The sequence below is a fragment of the Skermanella stibiiresistens SB22 genome (assembly GCF_000576635.1).
Classification (GTDB): Bacteria; Pseudomonadota; Alphaproteobacteria; order Azospirillales; family Azospirillaceae; genus Skermanella; species Skermanella stibiiresistens.
In genome coordinates, this window is the sequence record NZ_AVFL01000008.1 from 178,201 (window position 1) to 198,322 (window position 20,122).

The 20,122-nt window shown below is 65.0% G+C and carries 19 protein-coding genes; 10 read left to right on the top strand and 9 right to left on the bottom strand.

Annotated elements, in window-relative coordinates:
• The first annotated feature begins 54 nt into the window (after positions 1 to 54).
• The gene (locus N825_RS13180) at positions 55 to 1,182 is read left to right on the top strand and encodes a zinc-dependent alcohol dehydrogenase family protein (protein WP_037452207.1); all 1,128 of its coding nucleotides are present in this window, start codon (positions 55 to 57) and stop codon (positions 1,180 to 1,182) included.
• Positions 1,183 to 1,640: 458 nt separating this feature from the next.
• On the top strand, positions 1,641 to 2,429 hold the full coding sequence (locus tag N825_RS13185; RefSeq protein ID WP_084164697.1) for a metallophosphoesterase family protein: 789 nt from the start codon (positions 1,641 to 1,643) through the stop codon (positions 2,427 to 2,429).
• A 38-nt stretch (positions 2,430 to 2,467) separates the two neighbouring features.
• Here the strand turns inward: N825_RS13185 and N825_RS13190 are convergent, their stop codons facing one another.
• On the bottom strand, positions 2,468 to 2,953 hold the full coding sequence (locus tag N825_RS13190) for a YajQ family cyclic di-GMP-binding protein (RefSeq protein WP_037452209.1): 486 nt from the start codon (positions 2,951 to 2,953) through the stop codon (positions 2,468 to 2,470).
• A 145-nt stretch (positions 2,954 to 3,098) separates the two neighbouring features.
• On the opposite strand from N825_RS13190, the gene N825_RS13195 reads away from it, so the two are divergent.
• Positions 3,099 to 3,578, top strand: coding sequence for a hypothetical protein (locus N825_RS13195; protein ID WP_037452213.1), 480 nt, complete (start codon positions 3,099 to 3,101; stop codon positions 3,576 to 3,578).
• Here the strand turns inward: N825_RS13195 and N825_RS13200 are convergent.
• The 8 genes from N825_RS13200 to N825_RS13235 all read right to left on the bottom strand — a co-directional run bounded on the left by N825_RS13200 (position 3,506) and on the right by N825_RS13235 (position 11,800).
• Positions 3,506 to 4,177: an HAD hydrolase-like protein gene (locus N825_RS13200; protein ID WP_198038311.1), complete on the bottom strand. Its 672-nt coding sequence runs from the start codon at positions 4,175 to 4,177 to the stop codon at positions 3,506 to 3,508. The two genes, N825_RS13195 and N825_RS13200, sit on opposite strands and share 73 nt — an antisense overlap.
• A gap of 39 nt (positions 4,178 to 4,216) precedes the next feature.
• Positions 4,217 to 5,230 carry an Rpn family recombination-promoting nuclease/putative transposase gene (locus N825_RS13205; RefSeq protein WP_037452215.1) on the bottom strand — a complete coding sequence of 338 codons (1,014 nt, stop codon included), beginning with the start codon at positions 5,228 to 5,230 and terminating at the stop codon, positions 4,217 to 4,219.
• A 95-nt stretch (positions 5,231 to 5,325) separates the two neighbouring features.
• A complete protein-coding gene (gene urtE, locus N825_RS13210; RefSeq protein WP_037452218.1) occupies positions 5,326 to 6,021 on the bottom strand; it encodes an urea ABC transporter ATP-binding subunit UrtE in 696 nt (231 codons plus the stop codon).
• Positions 6,022 to 6,025: 4 nt separating this feature from the next.
• Positions 6,026 to 6,847 (bottom strand): urea ABC transporter ATP-binding protein UrtD, encoded by an 822-nt coding sequence (gene urtD, locus N825_RS13215; protein ID WP_245613099.1) that lies wholly within the window; start codon positions 6,845 to 6,847, stop codon positions 6,026 to 6,028.
• A complete protein-coding gene (gene urtC, locus N825_RS13220) occupies positions 6,822 to 7,991 on the bottom strand; it encodes an urea ABC transporter permease subunit UrtC (protein ID WP_157619143.1) in 1,170 nt (389 codons plus the stop codon). The genes urtD and urtC overlap by 26 nt, the downstream gene beginning before the upstream one ends.
• A 4-nt stretch (positions 7,992 to 7,995) precedes the next feature.
• Complete coding sequence (gene urtB, locus N825_RS13225) at positions 7,996 to 9,696, bottom strand: urea ABC transporter permease subunit UrtB (RefSeq protein WP_037452508.1); 1,701 nt, start codon at positions 9,694 to 9,696, stop codon at positions 7,996 to 7,998.
• A gap of 93 nt (positions 9,697 to 9,789) precedes the next feature.
• On the bottom strand, positions 9,790 to 11,088 hold the full coding sequence (urtA, locus tag N825_RS13230; protein ID WP_037452221.1) for an urea ABC transporter substrate-binding protein: 1,299 nt from the start codon (positions 11,086 to 11,088) through the stop codon (positions 9,790 to 9,792).
• A gap of 283 nt (positions 11,089 to 11,371) precedes the next feature.
• The gene (locus N825_RS13235) at positions 11,372 to 11,800 is read right to left on the bottom strand and encodes a CBS domain-containing protein (protein ID WP_037452509.1); all 429 of its coding nucleotides are present in this window, start codon (positions 11,798 to 11,800) and stop codon (positions 11,372 to 11,374) included.
• A 354-nt stretch (positions 11,801 to 12,154) separates the two neighbouring features.
• On the opposite strand from N825_RS13235, the gene N825_RS13240 reads away from it, so the two are divergent.
• The 7 genes from N825_RS13240 (at position 12,155) to N825_RS13270 (ending at position 20,115) form a co-directional block, all read left to right on the top strand.
• Positions 12,155 to 12,667, top strand: coding sequence for a hypothetical protein (locus N825_RS13240; RefSeq protein ID WP_037452224.1), 513 nt, complete (start codon positions 12,155 to 12,157; stop codon positions 12,665 to 12,667).
• A gap of 180 nt (positions 12,668 to 12,847) precedes the next feature.
• Positions 12,848 to 14,374 carry an ATP-binding protein gene (locus N825_RS13245; RefSeq protein ID WP_198038312.1) on the top strand — a complete coding sequence of 509 codons (1,527 nt, stop codon included), beginning with the start codon at positions 12,848 to 12,850 and terminating at the stop codon, positions 14,372 to 14,374.
• A gap of 138 nt (positions 14,375 to 14,512) precedes the next feature.
• A complete protein-coding gene (locus tag N825_RS13250; protein WP_037452226.1) occupies positions 14,513 to 16,105 on the top strand; it encodes an ABC transporter substrate-binding protein in 1,593 nt (530 codons plus the stop codon).
• A gap of 78 nt (positions 16,106 to 16,183) precedes the next feature.
• Entirely contained in the window at positions 16,184 to 17,197 is a 1,014-nt protein-coding gene (locus N825_RS13255) for an ABC transporter permease subunit (RefSeq protein ID WP_037452229.1), read from the top strand.
• A 3-nt stretch (positions 17,198 to 17,200) separates the two neighbouring features.
• Positions 17,201 to 18,112 carry a dipeptide ABC transporter permease DppC gene (gene dppC, locus N825_RS13260; protein ID WP_037452232.1) on the top strand — a complete coding sequence of 304 codons (912 nt, stop codon included), beginning with the start codon at positions 17,201 to 17,203 and terminating at the stop codon, positions 18,110 to 18,112.
• 9 nt (positions 18,113 to 18,121) lie between these two features.
• Positions 18,122 to 19,102, top strand: coding sequence for an ABC transporter ATP-binding protein (locus tag N825_RS13265; protein ID WP_037452235.1), 981 nt, complete (start codon positions 18,122 to 18,124; stop codon positions 19,100 to 19,102).
• Complete coding sequence (locus N825_RS13270) at positions 19,099 to 20,115, top strand: peptide ABC transporter ATP-binding protein (RefSeq protein ID WP_051512291.1); 1,017 nt, start codon at positions 19,099 to 19,101, stop codon at positions 20,113 to 20,115. Before N825_RS13265 ends, N825_RS13270 begins: the two co-directional genes overlap by 4 nt.
• Positions 20,116 to 20,122 lie beyond the last annotated feature (7 nt).

The following is a 20,122-nucleotide window of genomic DNA, read 5'->3' on the forward strand; positions in this document are numbered from 1 at the left end:
AGGAAACCAGTCAACGAAGCGGCGCCGGAACGAGCCGGCGCGGGGATGGAAAAAATGAAGGCCAAAGCGGCGGTTCTCCACGAGATCGGGCTTCCCCGCCCCTATGCCGACAGCAAACCCCTCCACATCGAGGAGATCGATCTGGCACCCCCCGGACGGGGGGAATTGCTGGTCAGGATCAAGGCGGCCGGCCTGTGCCACTCCGACCTGTCCGTCATCAACGGCGATCGTCCCCGGCCGATGCCGATGGCCCTTGGCCACGAGGCGGCGGGTATCGTCGAGGAAGTCGGCGAGGGCGTCGGCGACTTCCAGGTCGGCGACCACGTGGCGCTGGTCTTCGTCCCAAGCTGTGGTCTGTGCGGACCCTGTTCGGAGGGACGGCCCGCCCTGTGCGAGCCGGGAGCCGCGGCGAACGGCGCGGGTACGCTCTTGGGCGGCGGCATGCGGATCACCGGTCCGCAAGGCAAGCCGGTCCATCACCACGTCGGCGTCTCGGCCTTCGCGGAGTTCGCCGTCGTCTCGGCTCGCTCGGCCGTCAAGATCGACGAGACGATCCCATTCGACGAGGCGGCGCTGTTCGGTTGCGCCGTGCTGACCGGCGTCGGCGCCGTGGTCAACACCGCCAAGGTCTTCGCCGGAGCCAGCGTCGCGGTGATCGGGCTGGGCGGCGTCGGCCTGAACGCGATGCTGGGCTGCATCATGGCCGGGGCCGACCGCGTCGTCGCCATCGACATGATCGACCGCAAGCTCGATCTGGCGCGCCAGCTGGGCGCGACCGACGTCTTCAACGCCGGCGCTCCCGATGTGGAGGCACGGATCAAGGAGCTGACCGGCGGCGGCGTCGATTACGCGTTCGAGATGGCGGGATCGGCGCCGGCCCTGGAAATGGCGTACCGAATCACCCGGCGCGGCGGCACCACCGTGTCGTCGGGGCTGGCGAACCCGACCAAGATGATGTCGATCCCGGCGGTGTCCCTGGTGGGCGAGGAGCGGACGCTCAAGGGCAGCTACCTGGGAGGCGGCGTGCCGAAGCGCGACATTCCCCGCTATATCCGCCTGTTCAAGAAGGGCAAGCTGCCGGTCGACGCGCTGATGAGCGAACGGATCAGGCTGGACGAGATCAACGAGGCCTTCGACAAGCTGGCCGACGGCACCGCCGTGCGTCAGTTGGTCATGTTCTAGGTCCGATCGCTGCGGGAGATTGAAAGCCGCGAGCCGGCGCGGCCTCCGGTCTCCAGCGGCGACGCCCGCGCTTTAGGCAGGTGCCGTCCGAATGGCCAGGACGGCCCTGGATTCTCACCGCCCCGTCAACGATGACAAGCGGTGAAACAGCCGCCACGCCGGTTGGCCCGAGCCTTGCGGGATGTCCGGCTGTGGTCCATCACAGCTGGGGATTCTTCAAGCGGTGGGAATGACGAACGCGCCGTCGCTCCGGATCGGCGACCGCGGTGTCGCTGGACGCGGACGAGCGGCCACAAGCGGATACCAACGAAAAACACAATTGGCCGCTAATGACGGCCGGGACACTCTCTGTCCCGCCTCATGGCTTGAAAGGAGCACTCGACAATCCTGTCGCAGGCTCCTGATAGCCCTCGAATTGGGTCCAGGGAACGCTTATTTCTGTGACCGAAGGGGGACTGATGAGCGTACCGGAAAGATCAAGCAACGTGGTGTTGAGTTTTCTGCGCAAGCGCCAGGAGGCTGAGCAGATCGCGGCGACGGTGCCAAAGGGTATCCGCGTCTATGCCATCGGCGACATCCATGGCCGCGCGGACCTGTTGATGCGCCTGCACGACATGGTGATCGAGGATGCCAAGGCGTCGCCGGGGCCAGTCAACTACCTGGTCTACCTGGGCGATTACGTTGATAGGGGCCTGCATTCGCGCCAAGTGATCGACCTGATGATCGGTGGGCCGCCGCCGACCTTCGGTTCGGTCCATCTGCGCGGCAACCACGAGGCCACCTTCCAGGAATTCCTGAACAATCCCTCCGTGGGTCCGGGTTGGTTCAAGTTCGGCGGGCTTGCGACGCTTCACAGCTATGGCATCCAAATTCCGTCGGGACTGACGCCCGAGGAACGCGTCTCCTACGGCCAGCAGGAATTGCGGCGGGTGATCCCGCCCTCGCATGTCAGCTTCCTAAACCACCTGCGTCCGAGCCTGACCATCGGCGACTACTTCTTCACGCACGCGGGCATCCGCCCGGGCGTGGCGCTGAACCGTCAGCAGAAGGACGACATGATGTGGATCAGGGACGATTTCCTGAACTCCACCGTCGATCACGGCAAGGTGGTGGTCCACGGCCACACGATCTGCGACCTACCGGAAGTCCGCAACAACCGCATCGGCATCGACACCGGAGCCTATGCCAGCGGACACCTGACCTGCCTGGTGCTCGAGGGAGACCGCCGCCGCTTCCTGGCGACGTGAGGTCTCCCCCGCGCGGGTCTCCAGGGCTTCACCGAGGATCAGTCGCGGAAGTTGATGTACTGCAGGGGCTGTTCGATCTTCAGACCCTTGACCAGCGCTATCGCGCCCTGGAGATCATCGATCTTCTTGCCCTGGACACGAAGCTCGTCGCCCTGGATCGACGCCTGGACCTTCATTTTGCTGTCCTTGATCGCCTTGGTGATCTGCTTGGCGAGATCCTTGTCGATTCCCTGCTTGACGGTGATGACCTGTCGCACGCTGTCGCCCGCCGCCTTTTCCGGCTTGCCATAGTCCAGGGCTCCGGGATCGAGCTTGCGCCGGGTGAAATGGACGACGAGCAGTTCGTGCATCTGCTTGAGCTTGAGATCGTCGTCGGCCAGGAGGGTCAACTCGTTCTCCTTGCGCTCGATCGAGCAGCGCGACCCCTTGAAGTCGTAGCGCTGGCCAATCTCGCGGGTCACCCCGTCAAGCGCGTTGTCCACCTCGGAAATCTCGGTCTTGGATACGATATCGAACGTCGGCATGGCCCACTCTTGTGCTGGCGGATTTGACGCGACCCTAGCATGCTCGCCGGGAAACACCAGACGGCGCTCGATGTTGAAAGAAAGTCGGACCGCCACACCTATACAGCCGACGCGCCGCCGGCTTGCCATCATCGGAGACCCAGGAATGCCCCATCTCGACCGCGACAGCTTCATCGCCCTGCTCGACCGCCTCGGCGATCCCGACGAGACGGAGGCTCTGGCGAGCGCCCGCGAGATCGATCGGCGTGTCCGGGCGAGCGGGATGGGCTGGAACGATCTGCTGGTGCCGCCGCCGGGGACCTCCGTGGGAGCCCTGGACGACGACTATCACGGGACCTTCACCGACGACGACCCACTCTACGTGGCGCCGCGCAGACGCGCCAACGGGTATGCCGATGACATGGTCCTGATCGACGGGTTGCTGGCGGACGAGACGCTGGGCGAGACGACCCGGCAGGAGTTGATGGATCTGAAAAACGACATCGCCGAGGGCGAGTTCACCGACATGGACTCGAAGTACCTCCGCGACCTGCACGCGCGTTTGACACCTCGTCACACCGCCTCGACGCCCAGCACGGTGGGAACGATGTCGGAGACCCGCTCGAACAGCGCCACGGACGCGTGATCCTTGAGTGATTCCGGCGTCGCGTAGCCCCAAGCCACCGCGGCGAAGGGGATGCCCGAGGCCTTGGACGCCTCCGCGTCGCGGATCTCGTCGCCAACGCAGAGCGCCAGCGCCGGCTCGACCTGGGCATGACGCAGGATCGCCTTGAACCGGGCGGCCTTGCCGAAGATCGCCACGCCGCAGCCGAAATGGTCGATCCGGAAGGCGTTGTCCGGCCCCAGGACGCGCCGGACATTGCCTTCCGAGTTGGAACTGACCACCGCCAGCCGGACACCGGCCGATTTGAGGCCGCGCAGCATCTCCGGCACGCCATCGAACAGCTTGATGCTGGCGATATCCCGGGCCATAAGGCTTTTCATATCGTTGGCGATGATCGGCAGCTTCCACACGGGAACGCCGATCCGCCGCATGACTTCACGGCTCGGCAGTCCCCGCAAGGCCTCGAACTCAGCGGGTTGGAGTGTCCGGAAGCCGTGGCGGATGGCGACTTCGTTGAATACGCCGCGAAACCACGGTAGCGAGTCGGCCAAGGTTCCGTCGAAGTCGAAGATGACGAGCCGATAGCTCAGGGCGGCCTGGTCTTCAGGATCGGCTGCCAAGGCCCGTCGCCGCCGCAGGCGCACCGCATGCCGAAATCGTCAGTTCGACTTCCGAGGCGAGAAAACCATGTCCAAACTCGACGCGTCGAGAATGTTCTCCGCCCACATGTTCAAGTCGTCGTCGTGCGCGTGCAACACCTTTTCACTGACTGCTTCCGGAACGGTTCTGAAACGGCGCCGAAACTGACGCAGCAGGATCTCCGCCTTGCCTTCGGCTTTGCCTTGGACCTTACCTTGGGCTTGGCCGATCTTGATGCCGTCGGCCATACCCTCGGCCTTCCACATCTCCGCCGCGATGGACATGATCCTCGTCTCCTGGCCTGGCACTATTTCCTTGAGCACGTCCCTCAACAGGCCGGGCTCGATCTTGTTGGGCTCCGCGATAATGTAACGCACCAGTATCGCCAAGTCATCGACGCCGAGCGCCGCCTCCGCCCTGCCCAGCCTGAGCAGCGTTTCGCGGATGTCTCCGCCACCATCGCCATGCTTGAGGATCAGCAACCCGACCCGCAACGCGTTCTGGTCGGACAGGGCCGCGTCGTCGATCCGGCCCAGGTCGGCCAGCGAGTAGCGGAAGTCGACGAGGTACGGCCGCAACGTGTCGTCATCGACGTCGAAGCCGTCGGCGAAGTCCAGGGGCACCCGCCATTCCGCGTGTCCATGGTAGACGACCAGCGGCAGGATGACCGGCAGCAGCCGCGGCTTGCCATTGGCGTCCTTGCCTTCATGCCGCTCCCACCATTCCCAGATCCTGACCATGTAGATCAGAAGCTGAAGCCCGATGCGGGGGTCGGGCGCCGATTTATGCTCGACCAGAACATAGATGAGGGCTTGGCGGCCATCGCGCAGCCGGACCCGGTAGAGCCGGTCCGCCCGGCGTTCCCGAAGTTCCGCGTCGACGAAGGAGGTGTTGACCAGCTCCGGATCCTCCGCGGAGAGCCTGCTGGAAACCTCGACGGGTAGCCGCTCCCTGAGAAGGGTTCCGGCGGCGCCGGGCTGGTCGAGCAGCAGTTTGAAGAACTGATCGTGACGGCGGATGACGCGGGAATTCATATCAGGGTTTACAATCGTATGGAGCCGGGACGCCTTGATAGGCGGTCCGGCTCCATACCCGCAACAAGCCCGTCAGCGATCGAGCCGCGGCATCGTCACACGGTCAGGAAGCGTCGGACATCCGTCTCCACCATGTCCGCCTTGGCACCAGCCAGCACGACCTCGCCCCGGTCCATCACGGCGAAGTGGTCGGCCAGATCGCGGGCGAATTCGAAATACTGTTCGACCAGCAGGATCGCCATGTCGCCCCGGTCGCCCAGCTTGCGGATCACCGCCTCGATCAGCTTGATGATCGAGGGCTGGATGCCCTCGGTCGGCTCGTCCAGGATCATCAGCCGCGGCCGGGTCACGAGGGCGCGGCCGATCGCGAGCTGCTGCTGCTGTCCACCCGACAGGTCGCCGCCGCGACGGTTGAGCATGCTCTTCAGCACCGGGAAAAGCTCGAAGATCTCCTCCTGGATGTGCCTGTCCTTGCGTGCGAGTGGCGCGAAGCCGGTTTGGAGGTTCTCCAGCACGGTCAGGCGCGGGAAGATCTCGCGGCCCTGCGGCACATAGGCGATGCCGCGGCGGGCCCGCTGATGCGGCGACAGGCGGGCGATGTCTTGGCCTTCCCACAGGATGCGGCCCTGGCGGATCGGCTCCAGGCCCAGCACGGCACGCAGCAGGCTGGTCTTGCCGACGCCATTGCGCCCCAGCAGGCAAGTCACCGCTCCCTTGGGCGCGTTCAATCCGACGCGCCGGAGGATGTGGCTGGCGCCGTAGTAGAGGTCGACGTTTTCGACTGTGAGCATGGTGTCAGCGCCCCAGATAGACTTCGATGACGCGGTGGTCGGCTTGGACGGTGTCGATGCTGCCCTCGGCGAGCACCGACCCCTCGTGCAGCACGGTCACCTTGGCGCCCAGCGCCCGGACGAATTCCATGTCGTGCTCGACCACCACGATCGAACGCTCGCGGGCGATGTCGAGCAGCAGGCGCGCCGTCGTCTCCGTCTCGTGGTCGGTCATGCCGGCGACCGGTTCGTCGAGCAGCAGAAGCTGGCCCTCCTGCATCAGCAGCATGCCGATCTCCAGCCACTGCTTCTGGCCATGGCTCAAGGCGCCGGCCTTCTCCTTCCGCCGATCGCCCAGGCCGATCACGCCCAGGATCTCGTCGATCCGGCGGGCCTGCGGGCCGGTCAGGTGGAAGAACAGCGTGGCGAAGGTGCCGCGGTCGGTCTTGAGCGCCAGTTCCAGGTTCTCGAACACGCTCAGGTGCTCGAACACCGTCGGCTTCTGGAACTTGCGGCCGATGCCGAGATTGGCGATGGCCGCCTCGTCCATCTTGGTCAGGTCGACGCTGGCGTTGAACAGCACGTCGCCGGTGTTTGGCTTGGTCTTGCCGGTGATGACGTCCATCATCGTCGTCTTGCCGGCGCCGTTGGGGCCGATGATGGTCCGCATCTCGCCCTTGTCGATGACAAGGCTGAGGCTGTTCAACGCCTTGAAGCCGTCGAAGCTGACGGACACGCCGTCCAGGTACAGGATCGATCCGGCCGGCTGGCGGATTGGCCGGACCGGCGTCGATTCCGCCGGCAGGACGATCTCGGCGGCGTCAGGCGCCATGCTCGCTCGCTGCATCGCCGACCTCCTTGGACTTGGTCTCGGTTGAGGGGATGGCTCGCCGGGCGGCGCGGTTCCGCAGCTGGGCGGCCAGACCGACGATCCCGCGCGGCAGGAACAGGGTGCAGACGATGAACAGCGCGCCTAGGAAGAACAGCCAGAATTCCGGCGCGGCACCGGTGAAGAAGCTCTTGGCGCCGTTGACGGTGAAGGCACCCAGGATGGCGCCGTACAGGGTGCCGCGACCGCCGACCGCGACCCAGACCGCGATCTCGATCGAGTTGGCGGGCGAGAACTCGGACGGGTTGATGATGCCGACCTGCGGCACGTAGAGCGCGCCTGCGATCCCCGCCAGCATGGCGGACACCGTGAAGACGAACAGCTTGGCGTTGGTCACCGAGTAGCCGAGGAACCGCACCCGGCTTTCCGCGTCGCGGATCGCCATCAGCACCCGGCCCAGCTTGGACGTGACGATGTAGCGGCTGATCAGGTAGCCGAGCGCCAGCACCAGGGCCGAGGCGACATAGAGGCCGATCCGAGTTCCCTGCGCCTGGACGTTGTAGCCCAGGATCTCCTTGAAGTCGGTCAGGCCGTTGTTGCCGCCGAAGCCCATCTCGTTGCGGAAGAACGCCAGCATCAGGGCGAAGACCATCGCCTGTGTGATGATGGAGAAATAGACGCCGGTGATGCGCGACCGGAAGGTCAGCCAGCCCAGCACATAGGCCAACGCGCCCGGCACCAGCATCACCATCAGCATGGCGAACCAGAAATTGCCGAAACCCAGCCAGTACCAGGGCAGTTCGCTCCAGTTCAGGAATACCATGAAGTCGGGCAGGTCCGGATTGCCGTAGACGCCGCGGGTGCCGATCTGCCGCATCAGGTACATGCCCATGCAGTAGCCGCCCAGCGCGAAGAAGCCGCCATGGCCCAGGCTGAGCGCGCCGGCGTAGCCCCAGATCAGGTCGAGGCTGAGCGCCAGCAGGGCGAAGCACAGGTACTTGCCGAGCAGGCTCAGCATGTAGGTCGGAACGTGGAACGGGCTCTCCGGCGGCAGGGTCAGGTTGAGGACCGGCACCAGCACGATGGTCAGCACCAGGAGGATCAGGAACACCTGCCAGCCGCGGCGGGATTCCAAGGTCGCGAGACGCGACATCAGCAGCATGGCTTCAGGCCTCCGCGGCGCGGCCCTTGAGCGCGAACAAGCCGCGCGGGCGCTTCTGGATGAACAGGATGATGAAGACCAGGATCAGGATCTTGCCGAGCATGGCGCCGGCGTAGGGCTCCAGGAATTTGTTGAAGATGCCCAGCGTCATGGCGCCCGCCAGCACGCCCCACAGGCTGCCGACACCACCGAACACCACGACCATGAAGCTGTCGACGATATAGCCCTGCCCCAGGTTGGGGCTGACGTTGCCGATCTGGCTGAGCGCCACCCCGGCGACGCCGGCGATGCCGGAGCCGAGGCCGAAGGTGAGCGCGTCGACCCAGCCGGTGCGGATGCCCATGGCCGAGGCCATGTTGCGGTTCTGGGTGACGGCGCGCATCTGGAGACCGAACGGCGTGTAGCGGAGCAAGGCCGCCAAGCCGGCCAGCACCGCCAGCGCGAAGATGATGATGGCGATACGGTTGTAGGTCAGCACCATGCCCGGCATCGCCTCGAACGCGCCGGTCATCCAGCCGGGGTTGGAGACCTCCTTGTTAGGGGCGCCGAAGATCGCGCGCACCAGTTGCTGGAGCATCAGGCTGATGCCCCAGGTGGCCAGCAAGGTTTCCAGCGGGCGGCCATAGAGGAACCGGATGATGCCGCGCTCCATCAGGACGCCGACGGCGCCGGCCACCAGGAAGGCGGCGGGAATCGAGATGACGAGATAGAGGCCGAAGAACTCGGCGGGGATCCATTCGCGGAACAACTGCTGCACCACGACGGTGGTGTAGGCGCCCAGCATGATCATTTCGCCATGCGCCATGTTGATGACACCCATGACCCCGAAGGTGATGGCCAACCCGATCGCGGCCAGCAACAGGACCGAGCCCAGGCTGACACCCTGGAACAGGTTCAACGCCAGTTCCGTCATCATCAGGCGCTGGTCGATCCGGGCGATCAGGCCGGTGGCGGCGGCGCGCACCTGGGGATCGGGTTCGGCGAAGCTGCCATCCGGGTTGGTGGCGGCCAGCGGGGCGACGAGGGCGCGCACCTCGGAGGACAGCCGGCCGGAGACCTCCTTGACCGCCGCCAGCCGCTCGGCCGGGTCGGTGCTGGTCAGGCTCATCTTGGCGTAGGTCAGCGCCATGGCCGCCCGGACGTCCTCGACCTTCTCGCGCGCCAGCGCGTCGCGCAGCAGCGCCATGGCTTCCGGCGTGCGGTCGCGCGCCATGGTCTCGGCGGCGGCCAGCCGCTTGGCCGGATCGGCGTTGTTGATCTGGAGCCGCCCGATGGCGCCGCCTAGGGCGGTGCGCAAGGCGTTGTTGACGTTGATGCGGGTGAGATCGCGGCTGGTCGCCGTGCCCAGCGCCTCGCCCGTGGCGGCGTCGGTCAGCGCGATGTCGCGACCCGTGCCGCCGATCACCAGGCGTCCGTCCTCCTTGCGGGTGTAGAGCCGATTGTCCGACATCGCCTCCAGGACCGGCGTAGCCCGCTCGTCACCCAATCGGGCCAGCGCGTCGATCGCCGCGACCTTGTCGTTGAAGGCGGGTGCCGCCAGACCGGCCAGCGCGTCGGAATACTCATCGGCCCAAGCCGAGGACGCCGCGAAGGCGCCGATCGCGACACCGACGGTCAGCAACCCGGTCATCAGGAAAAAGGCCAAAACAAAGGCATGAAGGCCACGCAGGACCCAAGTGACCCTGGCGAGGTGGGATTTGATCATGATCAAGGCGCTTACCCCCGGCGTTCTACCCGGTTATCTCGAAATGACTTTCCCCCCGGCGACTTCGCCGGGGGGAAATCGGGAGGCGGGCTGTCACTTGGCGTAGGCGGTATACTTGGGCTCGGTGCAGTTGCCGCAGACCCACGGGAACGTCCAGTCGGCCGTCAGCTTGGCCGATTCCGGGATGTAGGGGCTCCAGGCGGCGCCCTTGATCGCGTCTTCAGTCTGGGAGACGATCGAGAACTGTCCGTCGGACTGGATCTCGCCGATCATGACCGGCTTCGACAGGTGGTGGTTGGTGTTCATCACGACGTCGTAGCCGCTCGGGCTGCGCACCTTCTGGCCGTACATGGCTTGGCGGACGGCGTTGACCTCGGTGGTGCCGGCCTGGAGGACCGCCTGGGTCCACATCTTGAAGCCGATGTAATGGGCCTCCATCGGATCGTTGGTCACCCGCTTGTCGTTCTTGGTGAACGCGTGCCACTGCTTGATGAAGGCGGTGTTCTCGGGAGTGTCGACCGACATGAAGTAGTTCCAGGCGGCGAGGTGGCCGACCAGGTTGGAGGTGTCGATGCCGGCCAACTCCTCCTCGCCGACCGAGAAGGCCACGACCGGAATGTCGGTCGCCTTGATGCCCTGGTTGGCGAGCTCCTTGTAGAACGGCACGTTGGCGTCGCCGTTGATGGTCGAGACGACGGCGGTCTTCTTGCCGGCGGATGCGAACTTCTTGATGTCGGCCACGATCGTCTGCCAGTCCGAGTGACCGAACGGCGTGTAGTTGATCATGATGTCATCCTTGGCGACGCCCTTCGACATCAGGAACGCCTCCAGGATCTTGTTGGTCGTGCGCGGGTAGACATAGTCGGTGCCGGCAAGGACCCAACGCTTGACGTCGCCGCCTTCGGCGCCCATCAGGTATTCGACGGCCGGGATCGCCTGCTGGTTGGGAGCGGCGCCGGTGTAGAAGACGTTCCGCGAGGACTCCTCGCCCTCGTATTGCACGGGATAGAACAGCAGGCCGTTGGTCTCCTCGAAGACCGGCAGCACCGACTTGCGGCTGACCGAGGTCCAGCAGCCGAAGACGGCCGAAACCTTGTCCTTCTCGATCAGTTCGCGCGCCTTCTCGGCGAACAGCGGCCAGTTCGACGCGGGGTCGACGACGACGGCCTCGACCGGCCGGCCCAGCAGCCCGCCCTTCTTGTTGAGGTCGTCCACCATCATCATGATGGTGTCCTTCAGCGTCGTCTCGCTGATCGCCATCGTGCCCGACAAGGAGTGGAGCACGCCGATCTTGATCGGTTCCGCCGCCTGAGCCACCCCGGCCATCAGTGCCGAAACCGCCACGGCGCAGCCCAGCGCCACGGCCTTGATGCCGCCCTTAAACGTTCCCATGCTCTCGCCTCTTAACTTCTTCGTGTTTAACGCGAGGCGACAAGAGCAAGTTTGGGGCCAAGGCGGCGCCACGGCGCGACGCGACAGCGTTTGACGGATGTTTGCCAGGATGCTGCCCCCGGCACCAGACAAGCCGCCTCAATATTCCGCTTAATTTTTGATCATGAGATGCTTAAAAGGGCACAAAAGACGATATTTGTGTGGTTTGCATGGAATATCACCGCGTGAGGCGGCGTGGGATGACTCAACGCTCGCCAATGCGCCACCTCAGTTCCCGGAACGATCAGGAATTCGAAGGCGAACTGGAGATGTCCTGGATCGTCTGGCCAACGACATCATCGTCGCCGGTTTGGGCCGCCAAGTCGCCCAGGGAAATCACGCCAACCAAGCGTTTGTCGCTGTTAAGGACCGGAAGGCGGCGGATGTCGTTCTCCGCCATCAGTTCGGCGGCCTCACTGCTATCCTGATCCTCCATGCAGTAGATCAGCTTGTCCGACATGGCTTCACGTACGCGCACGACCTTGGGGTCGTGCCCCTCGGCGACGGCGCGGATGGTGATGTCTCGGTCGGTCAATGTGCCGACCAAGCGGTCATCCTCCCCGACCGGCAGGAAGCCGGTATCGGCGTCGCGCATTTTTTGGGCGGCATCGCGCAGCAGGGTATCCGGATGGACGAGTTCGACTTCCGTGGTCATGATGTCCCGGATCCTCATCGTCTTCTCCTCTTCCGACATGTCCATCATCCCGGCGACAACCGGATCTGGGATTCCAAAGTTCCCCGACCTGAGCACCCATCCATTCCGGAGCGGCGAAAACACCTGGGCCTTCGAACATAGCGCCGCGCCGACCGGCCGACCCAGAGAATCAAACAGGCGACAAACCGACAGGCGCCAGTTCGGTCAGGAACAGACGGGTTGCATATTCCGTTTGTGGGAAAAGGGGCGAAATCGTGACGTCAGCCTGAATAGCGCCCTCAGACCGCGCGTTCGGCCAAGACATTTCAGAAGGTTTGCCCGAGAGGCTTGCTTGAGACGCTGATCCGACACCCGATTTCGTCAGGAACCGCCATGGAAAACTTGACCTATCTGTTCGTGTTCGTCGCCGCCGTCAGTCTGATGCTTGTGCTGGTCGCCCTTCGCTGGACCCAATCGCGTCTGGCCAGAACGCTGATCCTGGCGCTATTCACCCTTCTCCTGCCCGCGGCCTACGCCGCTCCGGCGTCGCTGCTCGGACGGGCCAAGCCCGTCAGCCTGGAATGGCTTGGCGCCAACGTCAAAGAGGCGTCGATCCTCAGCGCCTCCTATGTTGAGGGCGAGGCGATCTATCTGACGCTGCAATGGACGCAAGTTCCCAACCTATACAGGATCCCCTGGGACCGCGACGCGGCCGAGCAGCTTCAGCAAGCCATGCGCGACGCCCAGCGCGACGGCGGCACCGCGATGATGCGCCTGCCCTTCGAGCCGAGTTGGGACCGGAACGAGCCTCGTTTCTACGCGCTGCCCCAGCCGAAGACGCCGGACAAGCGGGAGCCTGGGAATGGCGGCGGGACCGAATATCGGAGGCCTGGGCAGGCGGCTTGAGGGCGACCGCGAGACGGTGGCGCGGTGCATCGAAGTGTGCGTGGCGACGCACATCCGAGTAGGCGCCATGTCCATCCGGCATAATCCGGTGCTGTATGCTGCTACGATGCGTGTTAGGCTGATACGCTTGACAACCGCAATCACATAGTCTCCCCGATCATGCAAATGGATTACGAGAGTATGTCGGTGACTCTCCCGACTGGGCGCGCGCTGACCGGGTTGCTCGATCTCGCCGCCCACGTGCTGGGTGCGCCAGCGGCGGTTCTTTGCCTGGACGTCGCCGGGACCCTGTCCACGGCCGCCACGTCCGGATTGGATGACGCTCAAGCCGAGGCGCTGGGACCGGACTTGATGGCGCTTGACCAACTCCTCGAGGGACCTGGGGTGGTGACGCGGTCGCGCCAAAACAACGCGCCGGGGTCATGGCGCGGTCCTCGGATTTTCGCGGGCGCCGCCGTCTTTGGCGCCGACCGCGTGAAACTGGGCAGTCTTTGGATCATCGACCGGCCATCGAAGCCGGAACCGGACCGAGCCGCCTTCGAAAGCCTGAGCCGGATCGCGGGTCTGATCGGCCTGGAGATCGCCGAGCAGGTCGCCATGGATGGCAGGCTGGCGGCCGCGCGCGCCGAGGCGGAGCGGGCGACCCAGGCCAAATCCAAGTTCCTGTCATCGGCCAACCACGATCTTCGGCAGCCTTATCAGGCGATCCACCTGTTCCTGCACCTCCTGGGTTCCAAGATCAGCGATCCGGGACAGCAATCGCTGGTCACCCGCATTCGGGAAGCCGTTCAATCGGCCGAGCTGCTGCTGACGTCGCTGCTGGAGCTGTCGTCCCTGGACGCCGGCAACGTGCGTCCGGCGGTGACCGCGGTCAATGTCGGGGAAATCCTCGAGAAGATGATCCGCGAATTCGAACCCTCCGCGTTGGAGAAGGGATTGCGGCTGCGTTACGTCCCCTGTGCCACGGAGGTGGAGACCGATCCGCTGCTGCTGGAACGGATGCTGCGCCAACTGATCGGCAACGCCGTGAGGTTCACCAAAACCGGCAGCGTCATGGTCGGTTGCCGCCATCGCCTCGGCCGCGTCCGAGTGGAGGTGTGGGACACCGGCCCCGGGATCCCGGATGAGAAACGGCCGGCGATCTTCGAGGAGTTCGTCCAGCTTCCCGGGATGGGACCGCGTGATCGAGGGCGAGGTCTCGGTTTGGGACTGGCGATCGCCGAGCGGACCGCGCGCCTGCTGGGCCACGGCATCGACGTTCGTTCCCGTCCCGGCAAGGGATCGGTGTTCTCGATAACGATCCCACGGGCCGAGGCGCCGGAGCGGGCGGCCGTCGCCGACACCATATCCGTGGTGTTGATCGGCGGCGATCCTGTCCAGCTGACTTCCCTACGCCTTGTCCTGGAGAACTGGAACTGCTCGGTCGACACCGCGCATTCGGCGGAGCAAGCCGAACCCGAAGCCATAGCCTCCGCCGACCTCATCATCGCCGAAGTCATGGGTGGTGGCGGAACGGCGGTTTTGGAGTCCCTACGCGGGCGGGCCGGCTCCCGAACCCCAATCATGCTGATCATGGGAGCGAGCGGACCGGAGCGCGTCAGCGACTTGGAAGGTGCCGATGTTTCGGTACTCTCGCGCCCCTTCGCGCCCGTCAACCTGAGGAACGTCATGGAAGCGGCCCTGCGGCGTCAGGTCAGCGGACGCTGATCAATTCCGTGAGCAATAATCCATTGACGTTGACAGTCCGTCTCCCTGTAAGGCTATTCTGAGCTCTGCGACATCATGGCGCCCGCAATCGCGCTCAAGAGAGATGTCTTAAGAAAAGAAGCATACAGGAGGCTTTTAATGCATCAAGCACTGCGCGGAGCGGCCCTGGGGTTGACTCTCGCGGCGGGCTTCGTTTCACCGCTCGCAGCCAAAACTCTGGTTTATTGCTCGGAAGGAAGCCCGGAGGGTTTCAATCCTGCGTTTTTCACGGCGGGCACGACATTTGACGCGACCTCGCGCCAGGTGTTCGACAAGCTGGTCCAGTTCGAGCGTGGCACGACCAAGATCGTTCCCGGTCTGGCGGAGTCGTGGACCGTGTCCGAGGAGGGGCTGGAGTACACCTTCAAGCTTCGCAAGGGCGTCAAGTTCCACACGTCGAAGTCGTTCAAACCGACGCGCGACTTCAATGCCCAGGACGTGATCTTCACGTTCGAGCGCCAGTGGAAGACGGAAAATCCATATCACACCGTCTCCGGCGGCGCGTACGAGTACTTCAACAGCATGGACATGCCCAAGCTGCTGAAGAGCATCGAGGCGGTGGACGACTACACGGTCAAGTTCACGCTGAACGAGCCGGAGGCCCCGTTCCTCGCCAACCTCGGCATGGACTTCGCGTCGATCCAGTCGGCCGAGTACGCCGACGCGATGGCCAAGGCCGGCACCCAGACCAAGGTGGACCAGGAGCCGGTCGGGACCGGGCCGTTCCAGTTCGTCGGCTACCAGAAGGATGCCGTCATCCGCTATCGGGCGAACGAGGCCTATTGGGCCGGCAAGGCGCCGATCGACACGCTGGTGTTCTCTATCACGCCCGACGCCTCCGTCCGCTACGCCAAGCTGAAGGCGGGCGAGTGCCATGTCATGGCCTACCCGAACCCGGCCGATCTGGCCGCGATGAGGACCGATCCGGCGGTCAACCTGATGTCGCAGGAAGGCTTGAACGTCGGCTACCTCGCCTTCAACACCGAGAAGGCGCCGTTCACGGACACCAAGGTTCGGCAGGCCCTGAGCATGGCGGTCAACAAGGACGCCATCATCGAGGCCGTCTATCAGGGCGCCGGCAAGAAGGCCAAGAACCCGATCCCACCGACCATCTGGTCCTACAACGACAAGATCGAGGATACCAAGTACGATCCGGAGGCCGCCCGCAAGATGCTGGCCGACGCCGGCTTCCCCAATGGTTTCGAGACCGACCTGTGGGCCATGCCGGTCCAGCGGCCGTACAACCCCAACGCCCGCCGCATGGCGGAGATGGTCCAAGCCGATTGGGCCAAGGTCGGGGTCAAGGCCAAGATCGTCAGCTACGAATGGGGCGAGTATCTGCGGCGGACCAAGGACGGCGAGCACCAGACCATGCTGATGGGCTGGACCGGTGACAACGGCGACCCCGACAACTTCCTCTATGTCCTGCTCGGCTGCGAGGCCGTCGGCAGCGCAAACCGCGCCCGATTCTGTTACCAGCCCTTCAACGACCTGCTCGTCAAGGCGAAGCGGACGCCGGATGTGGCGCAGCGCACCAAGTTCTACGAGGACGCCCAGGCCGTCTTCAAGGAACAAGCGCCGTGGATCACCGTTGCCCACTCGGTCGTCTACGAGCCGATCCGCAAGGAAGTGCAGAACTATAAGATCGATCCGTTCGGCGGCCACATCTTCTACGGCGTGGACCTGAAGTAAATCCGATCCGGGCCCAAGCACCCCCCGTCCCCCGGGACGGGGGGTGCGCTGGCTATTCCGCAGACATAAAAGCTGACCATGTTCCGTTTCATTCTGACCCGGTTCAGTCTGATCATCCCGACCTTCATCGGCGTGACCCTGCTGACCTTCGCGCTGATCAGGCTGGTTCCCGGCGATCCGGTCGAACTGATGGCCGGCGAGCGCGGCATCTCACCCGAACGGCACGCCGAATTGCGCGCCGCCATGGGCTTGGACAAGCCCCTGATGGTCCAATACGGCACCTACATCGCCGATGTGGTCCGGGGCGACCTCGGGCAATCGGTGGTGACCCGGACTCCCGTGCTGGACGAGTTCCTGACCCTGTTTCCGGCGACGATAGAACTGTCGGTCTGCGCGATCCTGTTCGCCATGATCATCGGCCTGCCGCTTGGCATCATCGCGGCGGTCAAGCGGGGATCGGTGTTCGACCACAGCCTGATGGGCATCAGCCTGACCGGCTATTCCATGCCGATCTTCTGGTGGGCGCTGCTGCTGATCCTGCTGTTCTCGGTCAACCTCGGCTGGACGCCGGTGTCGGGCCGCATCTCGGTGATGTATTGGGTGGAGCCGGTGACCGGGTTCCTGCTGATCGACAGCCTGCTGTCGGATGAGGCCGGCGCCTTCTCATCCGCCCTGTCGCACCTGATCCTGCCGGCGATCGTGCTGGGCACCGTGCCGCTCGCCGTGATCGCGCGCATGACGCGCTCGTCGATGCTGGAGGTGCTGGGGGAGGACTATATCCGGACCGCGCGGGCCAAGGGGCTGGCGCCCTTCCGCGTCATAGCGCAACACGCGCTGCGCAACGCGCTGATCCCAGTCGTGACAGTGATTGGCCTGCAGGTCGGTGTGCTGTTCGCTGGCGCGATCCTGACCGAGACCATCTTCGCGTGGCCGGGCATCGGCAAGTGGCTGATCGAATCCGTGTCCCGGCGCGATTATCCCGTGCTCCAGGGCGGCGTGCTGCTGGTCGCGGCGGTGATCATGCTGGTCAACCTGCTGGTCGACCTGACCTATGGCATCCTCAATCCGCGCATCCGCCACGGGGGACATTGATCCATGACCGTCGAATCCCAGATCGATGCCGCCGCCCCGGCGGGAACCCCTCGCCCGCCCTCGCCGCTCGGCGAGTTCTGGCATTACTTCGCGCAGAACAAGGGAGCCGTCGCCGGGCTGGTGGTGATCGTGATAGTGTCACTGGCCGCCATCCTCGCCGACCTGATCTCGCCCTACTCGCCGATCGAACAGTTCCGCGACGCGATCCTGCAGCCTCCCTTCTGGGAGGAGGGCGGATCGTTGGCGTTTCCGTTGGGCACCGATGACGTCGGCCGCGACATCTTCTCCCGGATCATCCATGGCGCCCGGCTGTCGCTGCTGATCGGCGTCATCGTCGTGACGTTGTCGCTGGCGATCGGCGTGATCCTGGGGCTGATCGCGGGCTTCGCGCGCGGTGTCACCGACGTGGCGATCATGCGGCTGTGCGACATCATGCTGGCCCTGCCCTCGCTGCTGCTAGCCATCGTGATCGTGGCGATCCTCGGACCCAGCCTGACGAACGCGATGATCGCGATCTCGCTGGTGGTCCTGCCGCATTACACCCGGTTGACCCGCGCCGCCGTGATCACCGAGCTGTCGAAGGACTACGTCGTCGCCAGCAAGGTCAGCGGTGCCGGCGTGATGCGCCTGATGTTCATCACCGTGCTACCGAACTGCACGGCGCCGCTGATCGTGCAGGCGACGCTCGGCTTCTCGACCGCGATCCTGGACGCCGCCGCACTGGGCTTCCTTGGCCTCGGCGCGCAGCCGCCGACCCCCGAATGGGGATCCATGCTGGCGTCGGCGCGCGAGTTCGTCAGCCGCGCCTGGTGGGTGGTGACCTTCCCCGGCCTCGCCATCCTGATCACGGTGCTGGCCTTCAATCTGCTGGGCGACGGGCTGCGCGACGCCCTCGACCCGAAACTGAAGCGATAAGGGCAATCCATGCCTCTGCTTGACATCCGCAACCTGTCCGTCGAGTTCTCGACCCGTGCCGGCACGTTCCGGGCGGTGGACGGCATCGACCTGACGGTGGACGAGGGCGAAGTCCTCGGCATCGTCGGCGAATCCGGCTCCGGCAAGAGCGTGACCTCCCTGGCCGTGATGGGCCTGATCGCCAACAATGGCCGGGTGGTCGCCGACAGGATGGACTTCGATGGCCGCGACCTTCGCACGCTCAGCGAGCGGCAGCGCCGCAAGCTGACCGGCAAGGACGTGGCGATGGTGTTCCAGGAGCCGATGACCAGCCTCAACCCGTGCTTCACCGTCGGCTTCCAGATCATGGAAAGCCTCAAGGTCCATGAGAACATGGGACGGGCGCAACGGAAGCGCCGAGCGATCGAACTGCTGGAGCAGGTCGGCATCCCGGCGCCCGAGAGTCGGCTGTCTTCATTCCCCCACCAGCTTTCCGGCGGCATGAGTCAGCGCGTGATGATCGCCATGGCGATCTCCTGCAATCCGCGCCTGCTGATCGCCGACGAGCCGACCACCGCGCTGGACGTGACGATCCAGAAGCAGATCCTGGACCTGCTGCTCGATCTCCAAAAGGACCGTGGCATGGCGCTGATCCTGATCACCCACGACATGGGCGTGGTCGCCGAAACCGCGCGGCGGGTATCGGTGATGTATGCCGGACAGGTGGTCGAGAACCGCCCGGCCCGCGACCTGTTCACCCATCCCCAGCACCCCTATACCGGGGCCCTGCTGGACGCCCTGCCGGAACGGGCGATCGGCAAGCGGCGGCTGCCGACCATTCCCGGCGTCGTGCCCGGCATCGCCGATCGGCCGCGCGGCTGCCTGTTCAATCCGCGCTGCGGCTTCGTCCAGGACAAGTGCCGGCGCGAGGCGGTGCCGCTGTTCCCCGACGACGGTGGGTCGGCGCGCTGCTTCTATCCGCTCCAGGTGACCGGCGGGGTGGCGGCATGACCGCGGCTCCCCTCCGGCCGGAAGCGCCATCGAGCCGTGTCCAGCGCGAGACGGTGCTGGACGCGGTCGACCTCAAGAAACACTACCGCCTCAAGCGCGGGCTGTTTCGCGCCGACGCCACGGTCAAGGCGGTGGACGGCGTCTCCTTCGCCCTCCAGACCGGCAGGACGCTGGCGGTGGTCGGCGAGAGCGGCTGTGGCAAGTCCACGCTGGCCCGCATGGTCACGCTGATCGATCCGCCAACCTCGGGCGAGTTGAGGTTCGATGGGCGCGACATGAACGCGGGAACCAAGGCGGAGGCCAAGGCGCTCCGTCGCAAGGTCCAGATGGTGTTCCAGAATCCCTATGGCTCGCTCAACCCGCGCAAGCGGATCGGGACGATCCTGGAGGAACCGCTGGTCATCAACACCGACATGGGCAGGGCGGAACGGCGCGAGCGCGCGTCGGCGATGATGGCGAAGGTGGGGTTGAGGCCGGACCAGTACGAGCGCTATCCGCACATGTTCTCCGGCGGCCAGCGCCAGCGCATCGCGATCGCCCGGGCGCTGATGCTGAACCCGCGGGTGGTCGTCGCGGACGAGCCGGTGTCGGCGCTGGACGTGTCGATCCAAGCCCAGGTGCTGAACCTGATGATGGATCTGCAGGAGGAGTTCGACCTCGCCTACCTTTTCATCAGCCATGACTTGAGCGTGGTCCGGCACATCGCCGACGACATCATGGTGATGTATCTGGGCCGGCCGGTCGAGCATGGCCCCAAGGAGACGGTGTTCGCCCATCCGCGCCACCCCTACACCCGGGCGCTGATGGCGGCGACGCCCAGGGTCAACCCCCTCCTGCGCCAGGACGTGGCGCCGCCGAAGGGGGAATTGCCGTCGCCGCTCAACCCGCCATCGGGCTGTGCCTATCACAAGCGCTGCCCGCACATGACCCAGCGCTGCGCCGACGAGGTGCCGCCGCTGCGCGAGGTGGACGGCCGGCATGTCGCTTGTCACTACGCGGAACAGATGGATTGATGAACCT

Excerpts from the sequence above, each read along its gene's own strand:
- N825_RS13180 (WP_037452207.1), top strand. The coding sequence starts at position 55 with ATGAAGGCCAAAGCGGCGGTTCTCCACGAGATCGGGCTTCCCCGCCCC.
- N825_RS13240 (WP_037452224.1), top strand. The coding sequence starts at position 12,155 with ATGGAAAACTTGACCTATCTGTTCGTGTTCGTCGCCGCCGTCAGTCTG.
- urtC (WP_157619143.1), bottom strand. The coding sequence starts at position 7,991 with ATGCTGCTGATGTCGCGTCTCGCGACCTTGGAATCCCGCCGCGGCTGG.
- N825_RS13250 (WP_037452226.1), top strand. The coding sequence starts at position 14,513 with ATGCATCAAGCACTGCGCGGAGCGGCCCTGGGGTTGACTCTCGCGGCG.
- N825_RS13265 (WP_037452235.1), top strand. The coding sequence starts at position 18,122 with ATGCCTCTGCTTGACATCCGCAACCTGTCCGTCGAGTTCTCGACCCGT.
- N825_RS13270 (WP_051512291.1), top strand. The coding sequence starts at position 19,099 with ATGACCGCGGCTCCCCTCCGGCCGGAAGCGCCATCGAGCCGTGTCCAG.
- N825_RS13245 (WP_198038312.1), top strand. The coding sequence starts at position 12,848 with ATGTCGGTGACTCTCCCGACTGGGCGCGCGCTGACCGGGTTGCTCGAT.
- dppC (WP_037452232.1), top strand. The coding sequence starts at position 17,201 with ATGACCGTCGAATCCCAGATCGATGCCGCCGCCCCGGCGGGAACCCCT.
- N825_RS13255 (WP_037452229.1), top strand. The coding sequence starts at position 16,184 with ATGTTCCGTTTCATTCTGACCCGGTTCAGTCTGATCATCCCGACCTTC.
- urtD (WP_245613099.1), bottom strand. The coding sequence starts at position 6,847 with ATGCAGCGAGCGAGCATGGCGCCTGACGCCGCCGAGATCGTCCTGCCG.
- urtA (WP_037452221.1), bottom strand. The coding sequence starts at position 11,088 with ATGGGAACGTTTAAGGGCGGCATCAAGGCCGTGGCGCTGGGCTGCGCC.
- N825_RS13190 (WP_037452209.1), bottom strand. The coding sequence starts at position 2,953 with ATGCCGACGTTCGATATCGTATCCAAGACCGAGATTTCCGAGGTGGAC.
- N825_RS13195 (WP_037452213.1), top strand. The coding sequence starts at position 3,099 with ATGCCCCATCTCGACCGCGACAGCTTCATCGCCCTGCTCGACCGCCTC.
- N825_RS13235 (WP_037452509.1), bottom strand. The coding sequence starts at position 11,800 with ATGAGGATCCGGGACATCATGACCACGGAAGTCGAACTCGTCCATCCG.
- urtB (WP_037452508.1), bottom strand. The coding sequence starts at position 9,696 with ATGATCAAATCCCACCTCGCCAGGGTCACTTGGGTCCTGCGTGGCCTT.
- N825_RS13205 (WP_037452215.1), bottom strand. The coding sequence starts at position 5,230 with ATGAATTCCCGCGTCATCCGCCGTCACGATCAGTTCTTCAAACTGCTG.
- N825_RS13185 (WP_084164697.1), top strand. The coding sequence starts at position 1,641 with ATGAGCGTACCGGAAAGATCAAGCAACGTGGTGTTGAGTTTTCTGCGC.
- urtE (WP_037452218.1), bottom strand. The coding sequence starts at position 6,021 with ATGCTCACAGTCGAAAACGTCGACCTCTACTACGGCGCCAGCCACATC.